Below are 24,976 nucleotides of genomic sequence, written 5' to 3' on the forward strand. Positions count from 1 at the left end.
GTGACGATCCGCCCCCTGGGGGCCACGGGTCACCCGGGTGGCCGCGACGACCGTCGACTCCGTCACCCGTCGCAGGCCCGCTCACCCGATTCGAAGGAGTTCTGCATAACCAGCTCAACAGGCGGGGTTCCCAAGGGAGTCGGGTTATGCAAAAGTCCTGCGCAACCTGATGTGAGGGAGCGGTTCGGCATGGCTGGGGCACGGGGGCACGACCTCGCGGCGTTGCGCGGGCTCAACACGGGTGTGGTGCTGCGGGCACTGCGCCGGGAGAGTCCGCAGACCGTCAGCCAGCTGACGGGTGCGACCGGGCTGTCACGGCCCACGGTCGAGGCGCTGGTCGACGAGCTCGTCGCGCAGGGCTGGATCGCCGAGGCGGGCGCTCCGGCCGCCGGGCGCACCCCCGGCCGCCCGGCCCGTCGGCTGCGTTTCCGGTCCGAGGCCGGGCATGTCGTCGGCGTCGACATCGGACTGCGCAAGATCGTGCTGGTGCTCGCGCGGCTGGACGGCGAGGTCGTCGCGCGTGAACGGCAGGACATCGCCGCGGAGTTGAGCGGCGCGGAACGGATCGAGCTGCTGCGCGGGCGGCTGCGGCGCTTCCTCGCCGACCGGAATCTGCGGGCCGAGGCCGTCTGGGCCATCGGCATCGGCGTGCCCGGCATGGTCGACGACACGGGCCGGATCCGGTCGGTGATCGTCCCGGAGTGGACCGACCTGGATCTCGCGCGCCGCCTCGCCGACGACTTCCCGTGCCGGATCCTCGTCGAGAACGACGTGAATCTCGCGGTGCTCGCCGAGCACTGGCAGGGCGCGGCGACACTCGCGGACGACGTGGCCTGCGTGCTCGTCGGGCGGCGCATCTCCTGCGGCCTGATGATCAACGGCACATTGCACCGCGGGCGGCGCGGCGGCGCGGGCGAGCTGGGCATCCTGCCCCAGCTCGGCCTGGACGCCGCGGAGAAGTGGCTGGCGTGGGACGGCGAGCGGCTCCCGGGCGAGTCCGAGACGGACGCCCTCGCGCGCGCCGTGCGGGCCGGGGACGCCGAAGCGCGCGCCGTGCTCGACGGCTATCTCGCCGGGGTCGCCCCGGGTATCGCCGCGCTCGTTCTCGCCCTGGATCCCGAGCTCCTGGTCCTCTCCGGCGCGCTCGCCCCGGTCGGCGAGGCACTCGGGCCCCTGCTCACGGAGCAGCTGCGGCCGCTGACGCTGCACGTGCCGCGCATCGCGGTCAGCGCGCTCGGCCGTGAGGGCGTGGCCCTCGGCGCGGTACGCCGCGCGCTCGACGCCCTCGACCCCCATCTCCCCTACGAAGTAGGTCCGTTGCGGCCGACCCCCGCCCCCTGACCTCTCCACCGTTCCCCCTCACCTTCCGGAGGCGCGTATGCGCAGGAGAACGCTTCTCGCCGGTCCGCTCGCGGCCACGCCCCGCGTGGCCGCGAGCGACGACGGCCGCGGCGCTCTTCCTGCCCGGCATGTTCAGCGCCTTCGGGACCTTCCTCCTGCGGCAGTTCTTCATGGCGCTGGCGAAAAAGCTGGAGGAGGCCGCCCGCATCGACGGCGCCGGGCCCTTCCCGATCTTCTGGTCGATCATGCTGCCCCTGATCCGCCCGGCGCTCGCCGCACTCGCGGTGATCACGGCGGTGTGGTCGTGGAACGACCTGCTGTGGCCGCTCGTGGTGAACACCGGTCCGGCGAAGATGCCGATCAGCGCGGGCCTGACGTCCTTGGAGGGCCAGTTCGAGACCAACTACCCGGTGATGATGGCGGGTTCGCTCATCGCGAGCCTCCCCGTGATCGTCCTCTACCTCTTCCTCCAGCGGCATTTCGTGCAGGGCATCGCCCAGAGCGGCACGAAGGGCCTCGTCGCATGTGAGGCCGAGCCGCACGCAGGGCCGAACTCCCGTTTCCAGAAAGGAACGCCATGACACGCCTCGATGTGGGTCTGATCGGCGCGGGCGGCATCGCCCGGGCCCATCTGCCCGCGTGGATCGAGCTGGGCGCACGCGTCACCATCCTGTCCACGGACGGGAACGCGGAGAAACTCGCCGCGAAGTACGCCGAGTCCGGTGTGACGGCCACGCACAGCATGGCCGGTCTCCTGGACCGCTCCACCGTCGTCGACATCTGCACACCCACGTTCACCCACCGGGAGCTCGCTCTCGACGCGATCGCCGCCGGCAAGCACGTCATCTGCGAGAAGCCTCTCGCCCTCACCGCGTCCGAGGCCGCCGAGATGGCGGACGCGGCCGAGGCGGCGGGCGTCCTGCTGTTCCCGGCGCACGTGGTGCGCTACTTCCCCGCGTACGCGGCGATGGCCGAGTCCGTCGGCAAAGGCGCCGTCGGGACCCCCGCGGTCCTGCGCTTCACCCGCTCGGGCGCCTACCCGGTGTGGGCGCCGTGGTTCTGCGACCCGGCCCTGTCGGGCGGCATCCTGATGGACCAGATGATCCACGACCTCGACCTGGCCCGCATGCTCGCTGGCGAGGTCGTACGCGTCCACGCAAAACTCCGCGGCCGTCAGGAGCCCGGCGCGAAACCCGGTGACGTCGCGGTCGGCACGGCGGTCCTGACCCACGCGTCGGGCGCGATCAGCCACGTCCTCGGCGTCTGGGGCCTGCCCGACCTCCAGTTCCGTACGACGTTCCGTGTCGCCGGCCCCGACGGGATCCTGGAGCACGACTCGACGGCCCTGCCCGGGTTCCGCATCCTCGCCCAGGGCACGCGCCCGCCCGGCGAGGGCATCCCCCGCAGCCCGATGACGGAGAGCCCGTACCTGACGGAGCTGCGCGAGTTCGCCCGGGCGGTGGACGGCGGACCCGCTCCCCGCGTGACGGCCCGCGACGGAGTCGAGGCGGTGCGGATCGCGGCAGCGGCGGCCGCCTCGGCCCGGACGGGCGAGTCCGTGGAACTCAAGATCTCCGAGGAGGCGGCCCGATGAAGGTCGGAGTGCTGTCGTTCGCGCACGTCCACGCGGGCGGGTTCGCCCGCCTGCTCGACGACATGGAAGGCGTCGAGGTCCTGGCGGCCGACCCGGACACGGATCTGGCGGCGCCGGGCGAGGTCCGCGGCCGGGAGTTCGCCGACCGGCTCGGGGTGGCCTACGCGCACTCGTACGAGGAGCTGTTCGCCTGGGGCCCCGACAAGGTCGTCGTCTGCTCGGAGAACGTCCGCCACCGGCCCCTCGTGGAGCTGGCGGCGGCGCACGGCGCGGACGTGCTGTGCGAGAAGCCCCTCGCGACGACGGAGGAGGACGGCGCGGCGATGGTCGAGGCGTGCCGTGCAGCGGGGGTACGGCTCGCGGTGGCGCACCCCGTCCGTTTCAGCCCGGCGTACACGGCGGTCCGCGCCGCGGTGCGCTCCGGCACCGCGGGCGGCGTCCTCGCGGTGTCCGGCGCCAACAACGGCTACCTGCCGGCCGCCCGGCGCCGCTGGTTCGCCGATCCCCGACTCGCGGGCGGTGGAGCCCTGATGGACCACACCGTGCACATCGCGGACCTCCTGGACGACCTCTTCGAGGCGTCACCCGCGACCACCGTGTACGCACAGGTCAACAACGTGCTCCACGAGGGACAGGTGGACGCGGACACCGCGGGGCTCGTCACGGTCGAGTACGCGAACGGCGCCGTCGCGACGATCGACTGCAGCTGGAGCCAGCCCCAGCACCACCCGGCCTGGGGCGGGTTGCAGATGCAGGTGATCGGCGACCGGGCGACCCTGGAGATGGACGCCTTCGACCAGAAGGTCCACGGCTTCAGCGAGTCGTCCCGCGCGCCCTTCGAACTTCCCTACGGCGTCAACCTGGACGCCCTGATGCTCCACTCGTTCCTGTACGGGAGCGGCGGCGGGACGAGCGTGACGGACGGCGAATCGGGGCTGCGCTCCCTGCGGATCGTCACGGCGGCGTACCGGTCCGCGCGCGAGGGAAGGGCGGTGCCGGTGCGGTGACGTCCGGTGGCTTCTGCCATCGTGACCGCATGAGCGAACTGGTGGACCGCGTGGACGAATTGGACCGTGTGCTCGGCACCGTGGACCGGGGCGCGGCCGTCCGTGAGGGGTGGCTGCACCGGGTGGCGACGGTCGTGTGCCGCGACCCGGCGGGACGGATCCTCGTGCATCGCAGGGCGCCGCACGTCTCCCGCTTCCCCGGGCGGTACAACTGGCTGGTCGGCGGGGGTGTGGACGCGGGCGAGTCGTACGAGGCCGCGGCGGCCCGCGAGCTCGCGGAGGAACTCGGGGTCACGGCCCCCGTCCGCTTCGTCTTCAAGTACCTGTGCCGCGGGGAGATCGGCCCGTACTGGCTCGGGGTGCACGAGGCCGTTGTCGACGGGCCGGTCTCGCCGCTCCCCTCCGAGATCGTCTGGCACGACTGGCTCACCGAGGCGGGCCTGACGAACGCCATGCGCCAGTACCCGTTCGTGTCGGACTCCCTGGAGGTGCACGCGCGGTACGTCGCCCTGGGCCGCGAGGGCGGGGCGGGGACGGCGCGCTGACGGGTGGGAGCGCGGGGCCGGGGAGTCCCCCCGGCCCCGCGATTGCCCCGTAGGCGCAGGTGAGCGCCATCCCCCGCGCGCATGCGTCCGGCGCGTGCGGCAGGATGTCCCGGCGCGTCGGAGCAGGCGCGGCAGCTCCACTTACGGACAAGCAGGTAGCAAGGTGACGACACATCACATACGGCCGCTCCCGGCGGCGTACGACGACCTCGGTCACGGCACGGGAGGCCGCCGGTGAACCGTGCGATGACACCCGACGATCTGATAGTGGCCGGGATCGCGGTCGCCGCGGGGCTTGCGGCCGGTCTTCTCCTGCGCATGATGCTGCGCTGGCTGGGGGTGCGCGCGGACCGGACGCGCTGGGGCGGTGACGACGTCATCGTGGATGCGCTGCGCAGCCTCGTGCCGTGGGCGGCGGTCGCGGCCGGTGTCGCGGTGGCGGCCTCCGCGCTGCCGCTCACCACGCGGACCCGGCACAACGTCACCGTGACGCTGACGGCGCTGCTGATCCTCGTCGCCACGTTCACCGCGGGCCGGGTGATCTCCGGGCTCGTGCGGTCGGTGGCCCAGTCGCGGTCCGCGGTCGCCGGGTCGGCCACCATCTTCGTGAACATCACGCGGGTCGTGGTGCTCGCGGTGGGCTTCCTCGTGGTCCTGCAGACGCTGGGCATCTCCATCGCCCCGCTGCTGACCGCCCTCGGCGTCGGCGGTCTCGCGGTGGCGCTCGCGCTCCAGGACACGCTCGCGAACCTCTTCGCGGGCGTGCACATCCTGGCTTCCAAGACCGTGCAGCCCGGTGACTACATCCGGCTCAGCAGCGGTGAGGAGGGCTACGTCGTCGACATCAACTGGCGCAACACCGTGGTGCGTCAGCTCTCCAACAACCTGGTGATCATCCCGAACGCCAAGCTCGCCTCGACCAACATGACCAACTACAGCCGCCCGGAACAGCAGATGACGCTGCTCGTCCAGGTCGGCGTCGGCTACGACAGCGACCTGGAGCACGTCGAGCGGGTCACGGCCGAGGTGGTCGAGAGTGTCATGGTCGACATCACCGGTGCCGTCCCTGATCATGAACCGGCCATCCGCTTCCACACGTTCGGTGACTCCCGCATCAGCTTCACGGTGATCCTGGGCGTCGGCGAGTTCAGCGACCAGTACCGGATCAAGCACGAGTTCATCAAGCGCCTGCACGCCCGGTACCGGGACGAGGGCATCCGGATCCCGGCGCCCACGCGGACGGTGGCGCTCCAGCAGGGAGCGGTGGCCATTCCGCACCAGCGCGAGGCCGCACCGCCCATGCCGTGACGACGGCGTGGTCAGGGGGAGCCGGTCCGTCCGGACAGCGGACCGGCTCCCCCTCCGTGTTTCCGACCCCGCTGGGTCAGTCGCTCGCCACCGTGCCCGTGACCTTCAGGTTCCGGATCCGGCCGTTGTTGTCGAACGAGCCGAAGCCCACGCGGCCGGAGGAGAACACCGGGTCCGTGCCCGTGATGAGCGGGGTGCGGCTGCCGTCCATGTAGACCGCCGTCTCGCCGGTGTCCGCGCAGTGGGTGAGGCGGACCTTGTGCCAGGCGGCGTCCTTGATGGCCGGGGGCGCGCCGTAGGTGCCGTTCCATTGGTCGTCGATGCGCAGCCGGTCCGCGTTGTCGACCGTGAACAGGCCGTTGTGCGGGTAGATGCTGTTGTCGCTGGACAGGTGCGCGTACTGGAACCGGGTGTCGGAGTTGTAGTCCCAGACGACGATGACGTCCCGGTTGGTGATGTCGACCGGGGTGTCGATGCGCACCTCGGCCTCGATCGTCACGTTCGAGTAGCGCGGGCCCGCGGTGAGGACGGCGTACTCGAAGGGGCGTCGCGGGCCGGGGCGGGAGACGCCCGGCTCGGTGAGGACCGTCTCGCGCCGGGTGAACTCCCACTTGGCGGGGGTGACCGGGGCCCAGTTGTCCGCGCCGGTGGTGTGCGTGGTGGGGGTGTTGCCCACCTTGCAGTCGGCGAAGGTGCGGGTGCCGGTGACCTTCCAGACCTTGCCGTTCGCCTTGGAGACGATGTAGAGGTCACCGGCGAGGTCGGTGCCGAAGCGCAGGTCGACGCGCTGGTCCCCGGCGAGGTCGCGCATGGTGACCTTCTTGCCGGTGGCCTGGTCGTACAGCATCAGCGACTTGAGCGGCGCGAGGCCGGCGCCGCGGCGCATGTCGTGGGTGTCGGCCGCCAGGATCCGGCCGTCGACGAGGTCACCGAAGATGTACGTGCCGCGCAGCTCGGGCGCGTCCTTGCCGCGGTACACGAAGCCGCCGGCGATCGCGCGGCCCACGTCGGAGCGGCAGTCCCAGCCGGCTCCGGGGTCGTGGTCGTACGCGGCGACGGGGTACGTGTAGCCGTACTTGGCGTCGTCGGCGGGCAGCGGCGCGATGCGGGCGCACGGGTCGGTGGTCTTCTTGTCGAAGAGGAACGGGCCCTCGCGTTCACTCCAGCCGAAGTTGTCGCCGGCCTTGACCTCGTACACCGACTCGATGGCGTGCTCGCCGATGTGGCCGAGGTACATGCGGTGGCTGCCGCCGGTGTCCCAGCTGAAGCGGTGCGGGTCGCGCATGCCGACGGCGTAGATCTCGCCGAGGGCGCCCGGCGTGGACACGAACGGGTTGTCGGCCGGAATGCCGTAGTTGCCGTTCGCGCTGTTGCGGCCCGCCGGGTCGATGCGCAGGAGCTTGCCGTGCGGGAGCGCCATGTTCTGCGGTTCGCTGTTGCCGACGCCCTGACCGCCGTCGCCGACGGCGAGGTAGAGCAACCCGTAGTCCTTGTCGTGGGGCTTGGCGGTCGGGTTGAAGTCGATCTGCTGGATGCCGTGCACCTGGCCGGTGAAGCCGATGCGCAGGACCTCGCGGTGGGTGCCGTGGAAGACGGCGGCCTTCGGGTCGTCGGCGGTCCACTCGGTGATGACGCCGTGGTAAGTGGTGGTCCCGGCCTGCTTGAAGTCGGGGGCCTGGGTGACCTTCGAGGCCAGTTCGGTGTGGATGGTGTAGAAGCGGCCGTTCTTGGCGAACTGCGGGTGGAACGCGGCGTATCCGAAGCCCTGACCGAGGCCGCGGCCCGAGAAGAAGTTCGGGAAGGTGCCCTTCACGTCGAGGTACGGGTGCGGGGTGCCGCCGGTGTCCTTGCCGGCGGTGCCGGGGTCGGTGAGGTAGAGCGTCCCGTTGAGGTCCGGGGTCGCCATCCGGCCCGAACCGTCCGGGAGTTCGTTGATGGTGTTGATCCTGGCGTGCCGCATCAGACGCGGGTCCGTCGGGGCCGGGACCGGCTCCGACTTGGGGAACTGGGCGTACTCGGTGAGGACCAGGCCGGTCCTCGACTGGGCGGGCTTCTCCGGGATCGGGTCGCTCAGGCCCGCCGTCGCGGCGGTGGGAGCGGGCTCGTCGGCGTGCGAGGGCGCGGCGAGCGCGCCGAGCGCCAGGGTGGCGGTGACGGCGAAGGCCGCCCAGAGTCTTGGATTCTTGCGTCGTGCTGCCATGCGGGTCCCTTCGGATGGCGAGTACGGCTGAGTGGAAGCGGTGGACGAGGCGTCAGTGGCCCTTCGTCATGCGGCGGTACTCGGCGCCTACCTGACCTGCCGTCACCTCGCGGTCCAGGAAGAGGAGATCGTCCATGCGGCAGTCGCAGGCGTTGTTCTCGCGCGTGTTCTGCGGGAAGCTGCCGCCGATCTTGATGCCGCGGGGGTCGGTCGGCGAGGCGCGGTGCGGCGCCGGCGTGGTGGTGAGCTCCCAGGGGTCGCCCGGCGTGACGTAGAAGCCGTCGAGGGGCTTGCCGTCGCGGTACAGGGCCATCGTGCCGTCGCGGAAGTCGAAGGTGGCGGCCAGATGGACCCACTCGCCCCGGGGCAACACCTTCTGCCAGTCGGCGGAGGCCGCGAAGGTCTGGGAGGCGCCGCTGTCGAGGCGACGGCCGAGCGCGACGAGCTTCAACTCGCCGTTCACCTGGATGAGTTCGAGCAGCGCGCGTACGGCGTGCCCGTCACTGGTGCCGGAGAGCACCCCGGCGAGTCCGATCGCTCCGTAGCGGTCGGTGGGGTTGGCGGTGTTGGAGTTGAGGGTGGGGTTGTCGCCCGTCATCTTGAACCAGCCCATGACGGTGGCGGCCTTGGCGCTGTTGAAGGCGCCGAGGGAACCGACCCCGGCCTCGTCCCAAGTACCCGCTTTCCAGTCGTCGTTGCCCGCCGCGGCGGGGTTCTGCTGGCGCACCTGGAGGGCGGGCGAGCTGCCCCGGTACGCCTCGTCGTCCACGCGCATGGCGGAGCCGCCGTTGATGAGCGTGAGCGGGGTGCCGGAGCGTCCGATGTCCCGCTCCCTGGCGGGATCGGCGGGATCGGGGTGCCCGAAGTCGTAGGCGGCCACGGCCCGGGCGCGCAACGGGCCGTGTCCCGCGGGGCCGTTGGCCTGCGCGGGGACCGTGTGGGCGGGGCCGCTCGCCTGCGCGGGAAGCGCGGCGGCGGCGAGGACGGCGACCGAGGCGAGGGCCACGGCGGCGAGTGCAGTACGTCGGGTCCGGCGGGTGTCCCGGGCGGATCGGGTGCGCCGGGCGCGTGGTTCGAGCCCGGTGCGGACGGCGGTCCGGGCGATCACGGTACGTCTGGTGCGGGGCAGTCTCATACGGCCTCCGAGCGGCAACGAAGGGGCTGCCGACCGGGATTCTCCCGACCGGCAGAAAGCGCTTTCGTCACGTGCGGGCACCATGTAACTCCCTCACCGCAACCCTGACAATGGGCGTGTCCGCGCCATTTTTCGAAGGCGCGCCGCCGGGCAGCCGATGCGGCCCCGGACTCCCGTCCCCGACCCACGGTGCAAAACAGCGCCGGGCGCGAGAACGCCCGACGTCCGGGCGCCACAGCGCTGCCGCCTGATTCTCCGCCGAGGCCCTGGTGAGGTCCGGCGGCGCCGGCCGCGGCTCGATGCCGGATGCGCCCCTCTGCCCCGCAACCGAGCACGGCGCGGATCATCCGTCCGCCGTCTCACGCCGCCGTCTCGGTTCGGTCAAGGGGCGGACCGGCTCGGTGAGGGGCCCTAGGTTGTACTGACATGACACCCCGTATCGCCGTGATCGGCAGCGGCCCCGCCGGCCTCACTCTCGCCCGCGTCCTGCACCGTCATGGCCACCCTGTCACCGTCCTCGAACGCGATCCCTCCCGCGACGCCCGGCCCCCGGGCGGCACGCTGGACCTGCACGAGGGGCTGGGCCAGCTGGCGCTGGAGAAGGCGGGGCTGCTGGCGGAGTTCCGGGCGCTGTCCCGTCCCGAGGGGCAGGCCATGCGCATCCTGGACACGGACGGGACCGTCCTGCGCGACTGGCCACCTCGTCCGGACGACCGGGCCAATCCCGAGATCGACCGCGGGCAACTGCGTGACCTGTTGCTCGGGCCTGTGGACGTTCAATGGGGGCGGGACGTGACGGAGGTGGTGCCGGAGAGCCCGGACGGCGTGCTGGTCCATTTCGCGGACGGGCAAACGGAGACGTTCGACCTCGTGATCGGCGCGGACGGTGCCTGGTCCCGGGTCCGCCCCGCGGTCTCGTCCGCGACGCCGCAGTACACCGGCGTCACCTCGGTCGAGACCTCCCTGGACGACGTCGACACCCGCCATCCCGACCTCGCCCGGCTGGTCGGCGACGGATCCGTTGCGGTGTACGGCGTGAACCGCGCGCTCGTCGCCCAGCGCAACAGCGGCGGCCACGTCAAGGCGTACGCCCAGTTCCGCGTGCCGCTGGACCAGAACACGAACCTGGACCCGGCCGACGTCGAGGCCGTGCGATCGAGCCTGCTGGCTCTGTTCGACGGCTGGGCCGCTCCCGTCCTCGACCTCCTCCGCCACGGCACCGCGTTCGTCCGACGCCCCCTCTACGTCCTGCCCGTGTCCCACACCTGGACCCACGTCTCCGGGGTGACGCTCCTGGGCGACGCCGCCCACCTGATGCCCCCGTTGGGGGCGGGCGCGAACCTCGCGATGCTGGAAGGCGCCGAACTCGCCGAGTCCATCGCAGCCGCCCCCGGCCCCGCAGATCTGGACGAGGCCGTCCGCGCCTTCGAGGAACAGATGTGGGCGCGGGCCGGCAGGTGGGCGAACATCACGGCGGCCGGTCTGGAACGCCTCGTGAGCCCGGACCCCTCCGAGGCCCTCGCCCTCTTCGACGAGGTCCAGCCTTCCTGACGGCCGGGCGAGCGAGCATGGCCCGGGTCCGCCGGTTCCCCGCCCTCGGACTGTCCCGCGCGACTGAAAGAGTTTCTCCTGGTCCTGCCAACGCGCGCCCGGCAGATCCTGGTGCCGGCGGATCGCTGCGTGGTACTCGATGCGAGTGGCCTCGAAGTCGCCGGCCCGGGCAGGTCGTTCTGGTGAGACATCAGAGCGCCAGGAAGCGGGAAGGCGCGAGGCCCCGCGTCTACGTTGCACCGTGGGTCAGAGACAGGAGTGCGGGGCCGTTGCGGGCTGCCCCTGGGCGGAAAGGGGGCGCGGGTCGGCAATGGGCGCGCCTCACTCCGTGGCCGCTCCGAGGTTTCCGCCTCTGGGACCGCCGACGGTGATCCGGACAGGGCCGCCGGTGGCGTCGACGCTTCGCGTCCAGCGGCCCGCCAAGTGCAGGGTGCGGTTGGGGAGCGCACGTCGCGGTACGTACTGGCGGTGCAGGCGGCGGCCGTCCTGCGTGACGACGAGCACGGGGCGTGTCAGCGCCTGCGACGTGCGCAGGACGAAGGCGTCCACCGGCACCTGCGGGACGGCCCGGTTCGGCGCCACCCAGCGCAGGGGCGCCGCGACCTCGATCGCCGGGCCTCCCCGCGCCGGGCCCGAGCCGTCCAGGAACCCGCGCACGGCGTCGGCCGCGAGCGCGCCCTCGCGGGCCGCCCACAGCGCCGGTTCCACCGCGTGCAGCACGTTCCCCACGGCGAAGACGCCGTCGGCGCCGGTGCGGAACGCGCCGTCGACGGCGGGCCCCCGCGTCCCCGGGTCGAGTGCCACGCCCCCGCGCCGCGCCAGCTCGTGGTCCGGCACGAAGTCGCCGGTGAACACCACGGTGTCGCAGTCGACGGTCGTCAGCCGGCCGTCGCGGTGGCGCAGCCGCACTCCCGATACCCGTCCCCTGCCCAGGAGTTCGGCCACCGTCGCGCCGGTGAGCACGGGGACGCCGTGACCGAGGCGGGCCGCGGCGGCCCAGGCCCGGCCCAGTTGGTGGCGCGGCTCCTCGGTGGTGAGCGCGGCGACGGTGACGCCGGCGCGGCGCAGGGCGGACAGGGCCGCGTAGCCGACCGGTTCGGCGCCGACGACGACCGCGCGGGTGCCGACCCGCTGTGCGTGCAGGTGGACGGCCTGCTGGAGCTCGCCGGTGGTGAGCACTCCGGCGGGTCGTGTGCCGGGTACGAGGCGTGCGCTGCGCGGGCGTTCGCGTGCCCCGGTGGCGAGGACGACGGCGCGCGCGGCGATGCGTTCGAGTCCGTGCGGGCCGGTGGTGTCCAGGGTGAGGGGCCCCGCCCATCCGGTGGCGGTGACTCCCGTCCGTACGCGTGCGCCGGAGCCGAGCGCGGCCTCGACGGTCCTGGCGGCGTACTGCGGCCCCGTCACGCCCCAGCGCCCGAACCCGCGGTGGTGGCAGTGCCGCGGCACACCGCCCGCCACCGCCTCACGCTCCAGGACCTCCACGACGCCCACGCCGTGATCCGCGAGGCCGCGGGCGGCGGCGAGCCCGGCGGGCCCCGCGCCGACGACGATCACGTCGACGCTCCGCTGCCGCCGCGTCATTCCGGCCCCCACTCGCCCCGCCCCTCATGCAGTGCGCGCACGGCCGCCCCGCAGTAGAACCCCTGACACCGTCCGCCCCGCGCCCGGGTCCTGCGGCGCAGGCCCTCCAGGGAGGCGGGCGGGACCGTGCTGATCAGAGCGTCCCTGATCTCTCCGCGGGTCACGCGCTCGCAGTGGCAGACGATGGTGCCGTACGCGGGGTCGGTCGCGATGAGGTCGGCGCGCTGGTAGGGGCGAGGGAAGGCCTCGCCCAGGTTCGGCATGTGGACGGGGGCCGGCTCGACCGGCTCCTCGAGGTCGAGGCCGGCGTCCGCCTCGGCGATCAGGCCGGCGACGTGCGCCGCGATCGCCATGGACGCGGTGAGGCCGGTCGAGCGGATGCCGCCCACGGTGACGTAGCGCCGCTCCTTGTGGCAGCGGATGCGGTAGTCGTCGTGCTCGGTGGCGGCGCGCAGGCCCGCGTAGACGGCGGTGACCTCCTCGTCGAGCAGGGCCGGCAGGATGCGGCGCCCCTTCGTGAGGAGCCCGTCGAGTCCGTCCGCTGTCGTGCCGGTGGCCTCCTTGTCGTCGAGGTCCTCGGCGGTCGGGCCCAGCAGTACGTTGCCGTAGACGGTCGGCGCGACGAGGACGCCCTTGCCGAGCGCGGTCGGCACCGGAAGCAGGATGTGCCGGACCAGGTCGCGGGCGAGTTCGTCGAAGACGATGAGCTGGCCGCGGCGCGGGGTGACGGTGAAGTCGCCGGCCCCGAGGACGAGCCGGTCGAGCACGTCGGCGTTCAGCCCCGCGGCGTTGACGAGGAACCGCGCCCGGAGCGCGCCGCGCGACGTGGCCAGTAGGTGATCGCCACCCTCTGAACTCACCGTTTCCACGCGGGTGTTGAGGTGCAGTTCGACACCGGACCGCACCGCTTGGGTGGCGTACGCGAGCGTGGTGGTCCAGGGGCAGATGATGCTCTCGCCCGGGACGTCCAGGGCGCCGAGCACGCCGGGTCCGAGGTGCGGTTCGCGGGCGCGGGTCTCGTCGGCGCCGATGATGCGTGCCGCGTCGTATCCGTTGCGTCCCGCCTTCTCCAACAGGCCCGGCAGCGCGTCGAGTTGTGCGTCGTCCCAGGCGACGAGCAGGGCGCCGACGGGCTCGACGGGGATCCCGGACTCGGCCGCGTAGGCGGCGAGCAGTCGTTGCCCTTCCCTGACGAGGCGGGCTTCCAGGGAGCCGGGTACGGCGTCGAACCCGGTGTGCAGGATCGCCGTGTTTGCCTTGGAGGTGCCGTCTCCGACATCGGCGGACGCCTCCAGGAGAGCGATGTGCAGGTGCGGGTGGCGCGCCAGTTCGCGGGCGATGGCGGTGCCGACGACGCCGGCGCCGACGACCGCGACGTCGTAGGGCCGGGGCGACATCTGCCTCTCGGGGCACAGCGGCCCTTTGCTGGTGACGGTCACGGGGACCTCGTCGGCGTGCGGTCGAGGAGCGTGGCCACCGCCGAGCGGAACCCGTCGAGGCGTTCGGCGGCGTGGGCGGCGTCGATGCGCGGCTCGTACACGGCGGCGGGCCGCCCGTGCGGGACCACGTCCCGCACGGTGAGCGTCGGGTCGAGTCCGAGCCGGGCGACGGCGCCCACGCCGAGTGCGGTCGCGTCGGGCAGCTCCGCCACTTCCACGGGACGTTGGAGAAGGTCCGCCTGGGTCTGCATCAGCAGGGCCGACCGGGTCAGGCCGCCGTCGACGCGGAGGGTGCGCAGCGGTTCGCCCAGGTCGGCGGTGACGGCGTCCGCGAGCGAGACGACCTGCGCGGCGATCCCCTCGCACAGGGCGCGGACGAGGTGGCCGGGGGTCGTGTCCAGGCCGAGGCCCGTCAGGGAGCCGCGCAGGTCGCCGCGCCACCACGGCGCCGCGAGACCGGCGAGGGCGGGCACGAAGGTGACGCCGCCCGTGTCGGGCACGGCCGATCCGACCGGGTCGATGTCCTCGGCCCCCGTGATCACCCCGAGGTCGGTGAGCCAGCGGACGGCGGAGGCGGCGGTGTAGACCTGCCCGTCGAGGCAGTAGCTGCTCCGCCCGGCCAGTCGCCAGGCGACGCAGCTGACCAGTCCCGAGCCGCCGCGGCGCGGGCGGTCGCCGGTCGGGGCGAGCAGGAACGCACCTGTTCCGTAGGTGCACTTGGCGGTTCCGCGCTCGGTCACGTCCTGGGCGAGCAGCGCGGCCTGCTGGTCCACGAGGAGCCCGGTGAGGGGGAGTTCGGGGCCGAACGCCTTCGTCGTGCCGACGGTTCCGGCCGCGTCGACGACGTCCGGCAGCCGCTCGCCGCCGAGGCCGAAGATGTCCAGGGCGCGCGGCGACCACGCGACGGTGTCCAGGTCGAGGAGCTGCGTGCGTCCCGCGGTGGCGGCGTCGGTGACGAACGCGCCGGTCAGCCGCTGCACGAGCCACGCGTCGCTGGTGGTGACGACGCCGTCCCGGGTGAGGTGGCGCCGGATCCAGGCCATCTTCGGGGCGGCGAAGTAGGGGTCGAGCGGCAGTCCGGTGAGGTCCTTCAACTCGTCAGCGTACGGGCCGAGTTCGGCGCACAGCGACTCCGCCCGCCGGTCCTGCCAGACGATCGCGTCCGTGAGCGGTCTGCCGGACACCGGGTCCCAGGCGAGGACCGTCTCGCCCTGGTTGGCGAGTCCGACGGCGCCGACGGGTTCGCACGCGGCGGCCAGCGCGCGGCGTCCCGCGTCGACGACGGAGGCGAGCAGTGCGGCCGGTTCGACCTCGACGAGGCCTCCCGGGAGATGGCGCGGGCGTACGGGCGCGCCGCCCGAGCCGATCACGCCGCGGCGCGGGCAGATGACGAGAGCCTTCGTCCCCGATGTGCCCTGATCGATGGCGAGGACGGTCCCCTCGGGCGGCCCGCCGGCATTCGTGATCACCGCGGAAGCCTGCAACAGCCCCCGCGAGAGCGTCAAGGGTGCCCCCTTCCTTCCGCCCCTAGACTGATCATTCGTCAGACTCCTTAACAGGCCTGTGACTTCACGCCTCTCTCCCCACAAGAGGAGCTCATGTCCACACCGGAAATAGGCACCACCCCGTCGAGCGCCGCCGAGTCCGGGCCGGCCGGGCAGCCACCGGACGAGGAGGCCAGACTGAGGGAGCTGGGCTACCAGCCGGTCCTGGCCCGCCGCATGGGCGGCTTCGGGAACTTCGCCATCAGCTTCTCCGTGATCTCCGTCCTGTCCGGCTGCATGACGCTGTACGGATTCGGCCTCGGCACGGGCGGTCCGGCCGTGATGATGTGGGGGTGGGCGGGCGTCGGCCTCTTCGTCCTCCTCGTCGCTCTCGCGCTCGCCGAGGTCACCAGCGCCTATCCGACGTCCGGGGCCCTCTACTACATGGCCGACCGGCTGGGCGGCCGCCGCTGGGGCTGGTACACGGGCTGGCTCAACCTCCTGGGTCTGCTCGGCGCGATCGCCGGAATCGACTACGGCGCCGCCCTGTTCGCCGGCGCGCTGCTCAATCTCCGGTTCGGCTTCGACCCGACACCGGGATCGACCTTTCTGGTCTTCCTCGCCATCCTCGCCGCGCACGCCGCCCTGAACCTCTTCGACGTCCGCCTGGTCAGCGTGCTCAACTCGATCAGCGTGTGGTGGCATCTGGCGGGCGTGGCCGTGATCGTGGGCGTTCTCGCTTTCGTCCCGGACCACCACCGGTCGCCGTCCTTCGTGTTCACCGAGTTCGTCAACGACACCGGCTGGCACAATCCGCTGTACGTCGCCGCGATCGGCCTGCTCCTCGCGCAGTACACGTTCTCCGGCTACGACGCGTCCGCGCACCTCTCGGAGGAGACGTCGAACGCCTCCGTGTCCGCCGCGCGCGGCATCGTGCGGGCCGTGTGGGTCTCGTGGATCGCCGGGTTCGTGCTGCTCGCCGGGCTGACGTTCGCAATCCAGGACTACGCGGGCGCGCAGAACAGCGCCACCGGGGTGCCGCCCGCTCAGATCATGATCGACGCCCTCGGCACGTCGGGCGCCACGGCGCTGCTCCTGATCGTGATCGTGGCCCAGCTGTTCTGCGGCAACGCCGAGGTGGCGGCGACCAGCCGCATGGTGTTCGCGTTCAGCCGCGACAACGCGCTGCCGGGCTCGGCACTGTGGCGCAAGGTGAGTGCCCGCACTCGCACTCCCGTGCCCGCCGTGTGGCTGTCGGTGGGCCTCGCCGCCGTGATCGCGCTGCCGTCCCTCTACTCCACGACGGCGTACGGAGCGGTGACGGCCATCAACGTCATCGGGATCACGCCCGCGTACGCGATCCCGATCCTGCTGCGCCTGCGGGCGGGCGACCGCTTCACTCCCGGCCCCTGGAACCTGGGGCGCTGGAGCGGACCGGTCGGCTGGATCGCGGTGACGTGGGTGGCGTTCGTGACGGTCCTGTTCTGCCTGCCGCAGGCTTCACCGGTGACGGTCGACTCGATGAACTACGCGTCGGCGGCCCTGGCCGTGGTGCTGATCCTGGCGACGGTGTGGTGGTACGCGGCGCGTGACGCGTACGGGACGCCTCCGGCGGAGGAAGACGCCCCCGGATAGCGGGAGTTCGGGAGGAGGCCCGGGAACGACCGAGGGGCCGTGTCAGATTTCTCTGATACGGCCCCTGATCTGCGACTTCGAAAAGTCGGGACGACAGGATTTGAACCTGCGACCCCTTGACCCCCAGTCAAGTGCGCTACCAAGCTGCGCCACGTCCCGGTCGCGCCGCCCGGCGGGTGTTCCGCTTGGCGGCGCAGAAAGAACAATACCCCAAGCTCAGGGGTGGTCCGTCGCCGGTGCGAGGGCCGCGGGGCGGCGGCCGGACCGGCGACGGGAAGGCCGGGCGCCGACGCGGGACAATCGAGGCATGAGTGACGTGAGCAGTGGCCGGGACCGCGACCGTGACGAGGAGGGGCGGGCCAGGAACGCGCGCCCCCGTGACGGCCTCGGCCGTCCGCTGCCGTACGGCGCGGAGGGGGTCGCCCGGCAACCGGAGGGGGTGGTGCGGGCTCCCGAGGAGACGGTCACGGAGGCGCAGTCGCTGCTCGACGCGGGCCGGCCGTTCCACGCGCACGAGGTGTTCGAGGACGCGTGGAAGTCGGGTCCCGACGAGGAGCGCGGCCTGTGGCGCGCGCTGGCGCAGCTGGCGGTGGGCCTGACGCACTCGGCCCGGGGCAACACCGCGGGCGGCGCCCGCCTCCTGCGCCGCGGCGCGACGGGCCTCACGGCCTGGGCCGAGGCCACGGGCAGGCCCACCCCCTACGGAATCGACCTGACGTCCCTGGACGTCTGGGCGACGACACTGGCCCAGAAGGTGGAAGACCACGCCCCCACGCCGGACGCAGCGACAAACGCCCCCCGCCTACGCCCGTGACCTCTCGCCCGGGCCTCCGCATGGCGCGGAGCACCGCGCACCCAGCCCCGGGGAGAGCGGGGAGCGCGGCCTGCCGTCCCGCACCCGGACAAGGTTCTCTCCGCTTCGTGACGGTGGCTCAGCGCAGCAGGAGCTGCACCCCGCCGACCACGGTCGCCGCGATCACGAGCCGCTCGAACAGCCGCTGGTTGATGCGGTGCACGCAGGCCTTGCCGAGGAACGCGCCGGGTACGACGAACAGGACGAGCGCCGCGTCGAGGAGCAGCGAGCGCCCGTTGATCAGGCCGAGGCCCACGCTGAACGGCACCTTGGCCGAGTTGACGATGAGGAAGAACCACGCGGAGGTGCCCAGGAAGCCGAGCTTCCGGAAGCCCGCCGACAGCAGGTACATCGACATGACGGGCCCGCCGGCGTTGGCGACCATGGTGGTGAAGCCGCCCAGCACGCCGTAGGAGCGGGCCTTCGCGCGGCCGGCGCGGCTCGCGCTCTCCTCGACCTCCGGAGCGTCCTCCCGGCGTCTGCGCCACACCGTGACGGCGGCCATGAGGAGCAGGATCGCCCCGATCGACGTACGCACCATGGCGTCGTCGGCCCACACCATGAAGAGCGTGCCGAGCACCACTCCCGCGGCCACGGCCGGGAAGAGGCGCCACAGCGTGGGCCAGTGGGCGTGTCTGCGGTAGGTCAGCACGGCGAGGATGTCGCCGGCGATGAGGACGGGCAGCAGGATGCCGGTGGACTCACGGGCGGGCAGGACCGCCGCGAAGATGGCGAGGCTGACCGTGTTGGCGCCGCTGACGGCCGTCTTCGAGAATCCGACGAGCACGGCCGCGGCGGCAAGGGCGACGAATTCCCACAGGGTTATGGAGTACATACCGGGGACAGATGCTAGACCCATCTATCGAGCCGGCGGCAGGGGGCGCCGCATGCTGGGACGGCGCCCCCGCGCGTGCTCCCGGGATCAGCCGGAGTACTGGGAGCGCAGCTCCCTCTTGAGGACCTTCATGCTCGGGCCGAGCGGCAGCTCGTCGGCGAACTCGATGCGGCGGGGGTACTTGTGGCGGCCCAGGTGCTCCTTGGACCACTCGGCGATCTCGTCGGCGCCGGCCGCGCTCCCGCCGGTCTCCGCGCGGATGATCACGGCGCAGACCTCCTCGCCGTGCACGGGGTCGGGCAGGCCGATCACGGCGACCTGCGCGACGCCGGGGTGGCGCATCAGGACCTCCTCGACCTCGCGCGGGTACACGTTGTAGCCGCCGCGGATGATGACGTCCTTCTTGCGGTCGACGATGCGCAGATAGCCGTCCTCGTCCTTGGTGCCGAGGTCGCCCGTGCGGAACCAGCCGTCGACGAGGGCCTCCGCGGTGGCCTCGGGACGCCCCAGGTACCCGGTGAAGACGCAGTGCCCGCGCACGACGACCTCGCCGAGCTCGCCCTCGGGGAGCAGCTCCACGTGGTCCTCGACCTCGGCGCGGGCGATCTCCACGTCGACACCCCACAGGGGGTGGCCGATCGTGCCCGGGCGCGCGCCGAAGACCGGCTGGTTGGTGGCGGCGGCCGGGGAGGTCTCGGAGAGCCCGTAGCCCTCGTAGACGGTGGCTCCGTAGGCGTCCTGGAAGCTTTCGAGGACGGCGACGGGCAGCGAAGCGCCGCCCGAGACGCAGACCTTGAGGGTGGGGAGCTTCTCGGCGGCTGCCGCCGCGGCCACCAGCTTCACGTACATGGTGGGCACGCCGTGGAAGGTGTTCACGCCCTCGGCGACCATCAGGTCGACGGCCTTGGCCGCGTCGAAGCGCGGGAGGAGGACGAGGGTGGCGCCGGCGCGCCACGTCGCGTTCATGGAGACGGTCTGCCCGAAGGCGTGGAAGAGCGGCAGCGCGCCGAGCGCGATGTCGTCGGAGCGCACGTCGTGGCCGTCGAAGGCGCTGACCGTCGCGTTCATCACCAGGTTGAAATGGCTGAGGACGGCGCCCTTGGGGACGCCGGTGGTGCCGCTCGTGTAGAACACGACGGCGGGGTCGTCCGCGTCGCGGGTGAGGTACGTGGGCAGGGGCTCGGAGTCGTGCGTGAGCCGCTCCAGGTCGCCTCCCTCGCCGAGGGTCAGCATGCGCACGCCGGTCGCCTCGGCCGCCGCTCCGCCGGTCTTCGCCTGACCGGGATGACACAGGAGCAGCGTGGCGCCGCTGTCGCGCAGGACGTGCTCGACCTCCCCGGCGGACAGGAGCAGGTGTACGGGGACGACGACGGCGCCCGCGGCGAGCGCCGCGTAGTACGCGCGCGGGAACTCGGCCACGTTGGGCGCCATCAGCGCCACCTTGTCCCCCGGCCGCACGCCGGCGGCGATGAGCGCGGCGGCCTGCTTGCGGGCCTGGAGCCACAGTTCCTTGAAGGTGATGCGCAGTTCACCTTCGACGAGCCCGGCCTTGTCCGGGTGGCGGCGGGCGGACTCGGCGAGGATCGCGGCGAGGGACAGGGTTGCCATGAGGGTGGTGCTCCGTTCCGTACTGACTTCTGGTGCGGCTCTGGACCAGGTACAGCTCAGCGATGTGTCAGCGCGCTCCGCCGTTCACGTACAGCGTCTGGCCGCTGACGTAGGAGGCGTCGTCGCTGGCGAGGAAGGCGACGACGGACGCGATGTCCTCGGGCTGCCCCACGCGGCCGAGCGGGGTGCGCTCGGCGGCGAGCTTCTGGTGGTCCTCGGCGGTGGTGCCGACGCGCTCGGCGGTCGCGGCGGTCATGGCGGTGGCGATGTAGCCGGGCGCCACGGCGTTCACGTTGATGCCGAAGCGGCCGAGCTCGATGGCGAGGGTGGCGGTGAAGCCCTGGATTCCGGCCTTGGCGGCGGCGTAGTTGGCCTGGCCGCGGTTGCCGAGGGCGGAGCGCGAGGACAGGGAGACGATCTTCCCGTACCCGGCCCGCGCCATGTACTTCTGCGCGGCCTGCGAGCAGTTGTAGACGCTGCTGAGGTTCACGTTGATGACGTCGTCCCAGTCGGACTTCGGCATCTTGAAGAACATGCCGTCGCGGGTGACGCCGGCGTTGTTGACCAGGATGTGCAGTCCGCCGAGCTCCTCGTGGACGCGGGCGAAGGTGGCCTCGACGGCGTCCTGGTCGGTGACGTCGCAGCCGTACGCGGCCGCCTGCCCGCCCTTGGCGCGGATCGCCTCGACGGTGGCCCCGGCCCGTTCGGCCGTGAGGTCGACGACGGCCACGGCCGCGCCCTCCTCGGCCAGCCGCAGGGCGGTCGCGGCGCCGATGCCCTGCGCGGCGCCGGTGACGACGGCCACGCGGCCGGTGAACCTGCTGCTCATCTTCTTCATGTTCCTTACGCTGTACAAAAGTTCAGGAGCGCTCGACGAGGACGGCGGAGCCCTGGCCGACGCCGACGCACATGGTGGCGAGGCCGCGGGAGCCGCCGGTGCGGCGCATGCGGTGGAGCAGGGTCGTGAGGATGCGGGCGCCGGAGCAGCCGAGCGGGTGGCCGAGCGCAATGGCGCCGCCGGTCGGGTTCACCAGTTCCGGGTCGATGCCGAGCGCGTCGACGCAGGCGAGGGCCTGGGCGGCGAACGCCTCGTTGAACTCCGCCTCCTGGAGGTCGGCGACGGACCAGCCGACGCGGGCGAGCGCCTTCCGCGTGGCGGGGACGGGGCCGATGCCCATGACGTCCGGGTGCACTCCGGCCGAGGCGCCTGCGACGTAGCGGCCGAGGGATTCGAGGCCGAGGTCGTGCAGGGCGTCCTCGCTGACCAGGAGCAGGCCCGCGGCGCCGTCGTTCATGGGTGAGGCGTTGCCCGCGGTGACGGTGCCGCCCTTGCGGAAGACCGGCTTGAGCGTGCCCAGCTTCTCCAGGGAGGTGTCGGGGCGGATGCACTCGTCCTGCTCGACGACGACGCCGTCCGGGCGCGTGACGGGGAGGATCTCGGCGTCGAAGAGGCCGTTCTTGCGGGCCTCGGCGGCGTTGTGGTGGCTGCGCAGCGCGAAGGCGTCCTGGCGCTCGCGTGGCACGTCGTAACGGTCGGCGACCTCCTCGGCGGTCTCCCCCATGGCGAGGACGCCGTGCAGCTCCTTCATCTTCGGGTTGACCAGTCGCCAGCCCAGGCGTGTGTCGTACGTCTCCATCTTGTGCGGGAGCGCCTCGTCGGGGCGCTGGAGCACGAAGGGGGCGCGGCTCATCGACTCGGAGCCGCCCGCGAGGACGACGTCGGCCTCGCCGGAGGCGATGGTGCGGGCGGCGGTGGTGACGGCTTCGAGCCCCGAGGCGCACAGGCGGTTCACGGTCGCGCCGGGGACGGACTCGGGCAGGCCCGCGAGGAGAGCGGCCATGCGCGCGATGTTGCGGTTGTCCTCGCCGGCCTGGTTCGCGGCGCCCCAGTAGACGTCGTCGATCCGGGCCGGGTCGAGCTGCGGCACACCGGCGAGCAGACCGCGGATGACACCGGCCGCGAGGTCGTCCGGGCGCACGGTGGACAGGGACCCGCGCAGCTTTCCGATCGGGGTGCGGCGGGCGGCGGCGAAGTGGACGGGACGCACGTGCGGCTCCTGAGGGAAGTTAATTAGCACTGCTAGTTTTGGACTATAGACCCGGGCCCCGCACCCTGTGAAGTGGGCACCGCTGGATAGGCTCCCCGCCGTGAGCACTGCGTTCGAGTACGAGAAGTCCGGGGCGGAGATCTACCGCCGGTCCTTCGCCACGATCCGCGCCGAGGCCGATCTGGGCGGGCTGCCGCCGGAAGTGGCCCAGGTCGCGGTCCGGATGATCCACGCCTGCGGAATGGTCGACCTGGCGGGCGACCTCGCGTATTCGCCGGACGTCGCGGTCCGCGCCCGCGAGGCGCTGCGCGGCGGCGCGCCCGTCCTGTGCGACGTGTCCATGGTCGCCAGCGGGATCACACGCAAGCGGCTGCCCGCGGACAACGACGTGGTGTGCACGCTGTCCGACCCGTCGGTTGCCGCGCTGGCCGAACGGCTCGGCACGACGCGCTCCGCCGCGGCGCTGGAGCTGTGGCGGGAGCGGATGGGCGGAGCGGTCGTCGCTGTGGGCAATGCGCCCACGGCGCTCTTCCGGCTCCTGGAACTGGTGCGGGAGGGCGCGGAGCCGCCCGCCGCGGTGATCGGGGTTCCGGTCGGGTTCGTGGGCGCGGTCGAGTCGAAGGACGCGCTGGTGGAGCACGCGGGGGAATTGGGGCTGGAGTACCTGGTGGTGCGAGGGCGGCGGGGTGGCAGTGCGATGGCCGCCGCGGCGGTCAACGCGGTTGCCTGTGCCGTGGAATAGCTTCGGGCGCACATCCCCAGGGCGGCACCCCCGGACCCCCGCCGTCACCCTTCGGGCTCGCCCTCGAACGCCGGACAGGCGGGAAGTGCCCGGTCGGGCTGGTCCTGAAGCGCCGGACAGCAGGCCGGAAATGCCCGGTCAGCCTTGTTCCGAGGTGCCGGACGGGCGGCAAGAGCCCGGGTTCCCCGCCCACTCCACCGCCTCCGCCACCGATCCCACCACCGCCACTCCCGCCGGCACCTGCGGCCGTCGCACCACCAGGACCGGGATCCGCGCCTCTCGCGCCGCGACGAGCTTCGGGGCCGTCGCCTCTCCCCCGCTGTCCTTCGTCACCAGAACGTCGATGCGGTGGGTCCGGAGCAGCTCCCGTTCGCCGTCCGGCGTGAAGGGGCCCCGGCCCAGCAGGACCTCCGAGTGCGGGGGCAGCGGCGGCTCGGGGGCGTCCACCGAGCGGATCAGGAAGTGGACGTCGTCGATGGACGCGAACGGCGGGAGGCCCAGGCGGCCCACCGTCAGGAACGCCCGCGTGCCCAGGGTCGGAAGTGCCGTCGCCGCCTCCTCCAGGGAGTTCACGTGGTGCCAGTCGTCGTCCGGTGCGGGGACCCAGCCGGGGCGGCGCAGCGCCAGCAGGGGAACATGGGCCGTGGCGGCGGCCTGCGCCGCATGGAAACTGATCGTCCCGGCGAAAGGATGGGTGGCGTCGATGAGCGCGTCCACCTGGAGCTCGCGCAGCGCGCGGGCCAGGCCATCGGCTCCCCCGAAACCACCGGTCCGCACCTCACCCTCGGGCAGCAGGGGCCGGGCCACGCGCCCGGCCAGCGAACTCGTCACGCGCCACCCGGGGTGGCCGGCGGTCAGGGCCTGCGCGAGGCGGCGGGCCTCGGTCGTGCCGCCGAGGATCAGTACGTGCACGGGTGCGGGATCCCTTCATGGGTGAGGCGGGCGGCGCCAAGGGCGGACGCGGCGCCCAACTCAAGCACACCGGTCTGCGGCCCGGCTGGACGACCGGTGCCTGCGCGACAGGGGCGACCACGGCCGCGTACACCGCGCTCCTGACCGGCGACTTCCCCGACCCGGTGACGATCACGCTGCCGAAGGGGCAGACGCCCGCGTTCGCGCTGGCGGCCGAGGAGCTGACCGGCGAGCACGCCGTGGCGGGCATCGTGAAGGACGCGGGCGACGACCCGGACGTCACGCACGGCGCGCTGGTGCGGGCGTCGGTGCGGCTGCTGCCCGCCGGGTCCGGCGTCGTGTTCCGGGCCGGGCCGGGCGTCGGCACGGTGACCCGTCCGGGGCTGCCCCTCGCCGTCGGTGAACCCGCGATCAACCCCGTGCCGCGGCAGATGATGCGGGACCACGTCGCGGCCGTCGCCGAGCGCCACGGCGGGAGCGGTGACGTCGAGATCACCGTGTCCGTCGACCACGGTGAGGAGATAGCCCGGTCGACCTGGAACCCGCGGCTCGGGATCCTCGGCGGGCTGTCCATCCTGGGGACGACGGGCATCGTGGTGCCGTACTCCTGCTCCGCCTGGATCGACTCGATCCGGCGGGGTGTGGACGTGGCGCGGGCCGCCGGGCGCACACATGTGGCGGGCTGCACCGGATCGACGTCCGAGAAGACCGTCGTCGCCGAGTACGGGCTGCCCGAGGACGCGCTCCTCGACATGGGCGACTTCGCGGGCGCGGTCCTCAAGTACGTGCGGCGTCATCCCGTCGACCGGCTGACGATCTGCGGCGGGTTCGCCAAGCTGTCCAAGCTCGCGGCCGGGCACCTGGATCTGCACTCGGCGCGCTCGCAGGTCGACAAGTCGTTCCTGGCCGGCCTCGCCGCCGAGGCGGGCGCGGGTGCGCAGGTCGCGGCGGCGGTGGCGGACGCCAACACGGGCCTCGCGGCACTCCAGTTGTGGCCGCCTCTCGGCGACATGGTCGCCGCGACCGCCCGCGACGAGGCTTTGCGCGTGTTGCGGGGCGCCCCCGTCCAGGTCGATGTACTCTGCATCGACCGGGCGGGTACGGTGGTCGGGCGCTGCGCACCCCGCTGAGCTCGCACTTCGCCCCCCCCCGTCCCCC

Annotated in this window: 21 protein-coding genes and 1 tRNA gene; 11 read left to right on the forward strand and 11 right to left on the reverse strand. The window is 72.6% G+C overall.

All coding sequences use genetic code 11. From position 1 onward, the window contains the following. Positions 1-189 precede the first annotated feature (189 nt). The 6 genes from OHO83_RS07085 (at position 190) to OHO83_RS07110 (ending at position 5,795) form a co-directional block, all read left to right on the forward strand. Positions 190-1,341 (forward strand): ROK family transcriptional regulator, encoded by a 1,152-nt coding sequence (locus OHO83_RS07085; RefSeq protein WP_330278900.1) that lies wholly within the window; start codon positions 190-192, stop codon positions 1,339-1,341. Continuing rightward, entirely contained in the window at positions 1,338-1,922 is a 585-nt protein-coding gene (locus tag OHO83_RS07090; protein WP_330280725.1) for a carbohydrate ABC transporter permease, read from the forward strand. Before OHO83_RS07085 ends, OHO83_RS07090 begins: the two co-directional genes overlap by 4 nt. Continuing rightward, on the forward strand, positions 1,919-2,935 hold the full coding sequence (locus OHO83_RS07095) for a Gfo/Idh/MocA family protein (protein WP_330278901.1): 1,017 nt from the start codon (positions 1,919-1,921) through the stop codon (positions 2,933-2,935). Before OHO83_RS07090 ends, OHO83_RS07095 begins: the two co-directional genes overlap by 4 nt. Then, entirely contained in the window at positions 2,932-3,942 is a 1,011-nt protein-coding gene (locus OHO83_RS07100) for a Gfo/Idh/MocA family protein (protein WP_330278902.1), read from the forward strand. Before OHO83_RS07095 ends, OHO83_RS07100 begins: the two co-directional genes overlap by 4 nt. Before the next feature lie 29 nt (positions 3,943-3,971). Then, the gene (locus tag OHO83_RS07105; protein ID WP_266677757.1) at positions 3,972-4,487 is read left to right on the forward strand and encodes an NUDIX domain-containing protein; all 516 of its coding nucleotides are present in this window, start codon (positions 3,972-3,974) and stop codon (positions 4,485-4,487) included. Between the two features lie 234 nt (positions 4,488-4,721). Beyond that, the gene (locus OHO83_RS07110; protein ID WP_266677755.1) at positions 4,722-5,795 is read left to right on the forward strand and encodes a mechanosensitive ion channel family protein; all 1,074 of its coding nucleotides are present in this window, start codon (positions 4,722-4,724) and stop codon (positions 5,793-5,795) included. Positions 5,796-5,871: 76 nt separating this feature from the next. Here OHO83_RS07110 and OHO83_RS07115 read toward each other — a convergent pair whose 3' ends face one another. Both OHO83_RS07115 and OHO83_RS07120 read right to left on the reverse strand, forming a co-directional pair. After that, positions 5,872-7,995 carry a PQQ-dependent sugar dehydrogenase gene (locus tag OHO83_RS07115; protein WP_329432559.1) on the reverse strand — a complete coding sequence of 708 codons (2,124 nt, stop codon included), beginning with the start codon at positions 7,993-7,995 and terminating at the stop codon, positions 5,872-5,874. 52 nt (positions 7,996-8,047) lie between these two features. Beyond that, positions 8,048-9,130 carry a LamG-like jellyroll fold domain-containing protein gene (locus OHO83_RS07120; RefSeq protein WP_329432560.1) on the reverse strand — a complete coding sequence of 361 codons (1,083 nt, stop codon included), beginning with the start codon at positions 9,128-9,130 and terminating at the stop codon, positions 8,048-8,050. Positions 9,131-9,556: 426 nt separating this feature from the next. Here OHO83_RS07120 and OHO83_RS07125 point away from each other — a divergent pair, with 426 nt between their 5' ends. After that, positions 9,557-10,681 (forward strand): FAD-dependent oxidoreductase, encoded by a 1,125-nt coding sequence (locus tag OHO83_RS07125; RefSeq protein ID WP_329432561.1) that lies wholly within the window; start codon positions 9,557-9,559, stop codon positions 10,679-10,681. A gap of 321 nt (positions 10,682-11,002) precedes the next feature. On the opposite strand, the gene OHO83_RS07130 is transcribed toward OHO83_RS07125, so the two are convergent. Genes OHO83_RS07130 through OHO83_RS07140 form a run of 3 tightly spaced genes read right to left on the reverse strand, consistent with a single transcriptional unit; the run spans position 11,003 to position 15,170 of the window. Further along, on the reverse strand, positions 11,003-12,262 hold the full coding sequence (locus OHO83_RS07130; RefSeq protein ID WP_330278903.1) for an NAD(P)/FAD-dependent oxidoreductase: 1,260 nt from the start codon (positions 12,260-12,262) through the stop codon (positions 11,003-11,005). Further along, on the reverse strand, positions 12,259-13,701 hold the full coding sequence (locus OHO83_RS07135) for an FAD-dependent oxidoreductase (protein WP_405634110.1): 1,443 nt from the start codon (positions 13,699-13,701) through the stop codon (positions 12,259-12,261). Before OHO83_RS07135 ends, OHO83_RS07130 begins: the two co-directional genes overlap by 4 nt. Continuing rightward, a complete protein-coding gene (locus tag OHO83_RS07140; protein WP_330278904.1) occupies positions 13,698-15,170 on the reverse strand; it encodes an FGGY family carbohydrate kinase in 1,473 nt (490 codons plus the stop codon). Before OHO83_RS07140 ends, OHO83_RS07135 begins: the two co-directional genes overlap by 4 nt. A gap of 129 nt (positions 15,171-15,299) precedes the next feature. Between OHO83_RS07140 and OHO83_RS07145 the strand changes: the two genes are divergently transcribed. Continuing rightward, the gene (locus OHO83_RS07145) at positions 15,300-16,820 is read left to right on the forward strand and encodes an amino acid permease (protein ID WP_330278905.1); all 1,521 of its coding nucleotides are present in this window, start codon (positions 15,300-15,302) and stop codon (positions 16,818-16,820) included. A gap of 85 nt (positions 16,821-16,905) precedes the next feature. Here OHO83_RS07145 and OHO83_RS07150 read toward each other — a convergent pair. Beyond that, positions 16,906-16,979: transfer RNA gene (locus OHO83_RS07150), tRNA-Pro, on the reverse strand. Between the two features lie 148 nt (positions 16,980-17,127). Here OHO83_RS07150 and OHO83_RS07155 point away from each other — a divergent pair. Then, the gene (locus OHO83_RS07155; RefSeq protein WP_266677739.1) at positions 17,128-17,634 is read left to right on the forward strand and encodes a DUF309 domain-containing protein; all 507 of its coding nucleotides are present in this window, start codon (positions 17,128-17,130) and stop codon (positions 17,632-17,634) included. A 118-nt stretch (positions 17,635-17,752) separates the two neighbouring features. Here OHO83_RS07155 and OHO83_RS07160 read toward each other — a convergent pair whose 3' ends face one another. The 4 genes from OHO83_RS07160 to OHO83_RS07175 all read right to left on the reverse strand — a co-directional run bounded on the left by OHO83_RS07160 (position 17,753) and on the right by OHO83_RS07175 (position 22,164). After that, positions 17,753-18,508 (reverse strand): sulfite exporter TauE/SafE family protein, encoded by a 756-nt coding sequence (locus OHO83_RS07160; RefSeq protein ID WP_266677737.1) that lies wholly within the window; start codon positions 18,506-18,508, stop codon positions 17,753-17,755. 87 nt (positions 18,509-18,595) lie between these two features. After that, positions 18,596-20,116 carry a long-chain-fatty-acid--CoA ligase gene (locus OHO83_RS07165; protein ID WP_329432567.1) on the reverse strand — a complete coding sequence of 507 codons (1,521 nt, stop codon included), beginning with the start codon at positions 20,114-20,116 and terminating at the stop codon, positions 18,596-18,598. Positions 20,117-20,183: 67 nt separating this feature from the next. Then, positions 20,184-20,945, reverse strand: a complete 762-nt coding sequence (gene fabG, locus OHO83_RS07170; RefSeq protein ID WP_266677733.1) for a 3-oxoacyl-ACP reductase FabG — start codon at positions 20,943-20,945, stop codon at positions 20,184-20,186. 31 nt (positions 20,946-20,976) lie between these two features. Continuing rightward, a complete protein-coding gene (locus OHO83_RS07175) occupies positions 20,977-22,164 on the reverse strand; it encodes a thiolase family protein (protein WP_266677731.1) in 1,188 nt (395 codons plus the stop codon). A gap of 100 nt (positions 22,165-22,264) precedes the next feature. Between OHO83_RS07175 and OHO83_RS07180 the strand changes: the two genes are divergently transcribed. Next, positions 22,265-22,906: a precorrin-8X methylmutase gene (locus OHO83_RS07180; protein WP_266677729.1), complete on the forward strand. Its 642-nt coding sequence runs from the start codon at positions 22,265-22,267 to the stop codon at positions 22,904-22,906. A gap of 138 nt (positions 22,907-23,044) precedes the next feature. Here the strand turns inward: OHO83_RS07180 and OHO83_RS07185 are convergent, their stop codons facing one another. After that, positions 23,045-23,818: a cobalt-precorrin-6A reductase gene (locus OHO83_RS07185; protein WP_266677727.1), complete on the reverse strand. Its 774-nt coding sequence runs from the start codon at positions 23,816-23,818 to the stop codon at positions 23,045-23,047. 17 nt (positions 23,819-23,835) lie between these two features. On the opposite strand from OHO83_RS07185, the gene OHO83_RS07190 reads away from it, so the two are divergent. Continuing rightward, positions 23,836-24,948 carry a cobalt-precorrin-5B (C(1))-methyltransferase gene (locus OHO83_RS07190; protein WP_266677725.1) on the forward strand — a complete coding sequence of 371 codons (1,113 nt, stop codon included), beginning with the start codon at positions 23,836-23,838 and terminating at the stop codon, positions 24,946-24,948. Positions 24,949-24,976 lie beyond the last annotated feature (28 nt).

The organism is Streptomyces sp. NBC_00569 (genome assembly GCF_036345255.1).
Classification (GTDB): Bacteria; Actinomycetota; Actinomycetes; order Streptomycetales; family Streptomycetaceae; genus Streptomyces.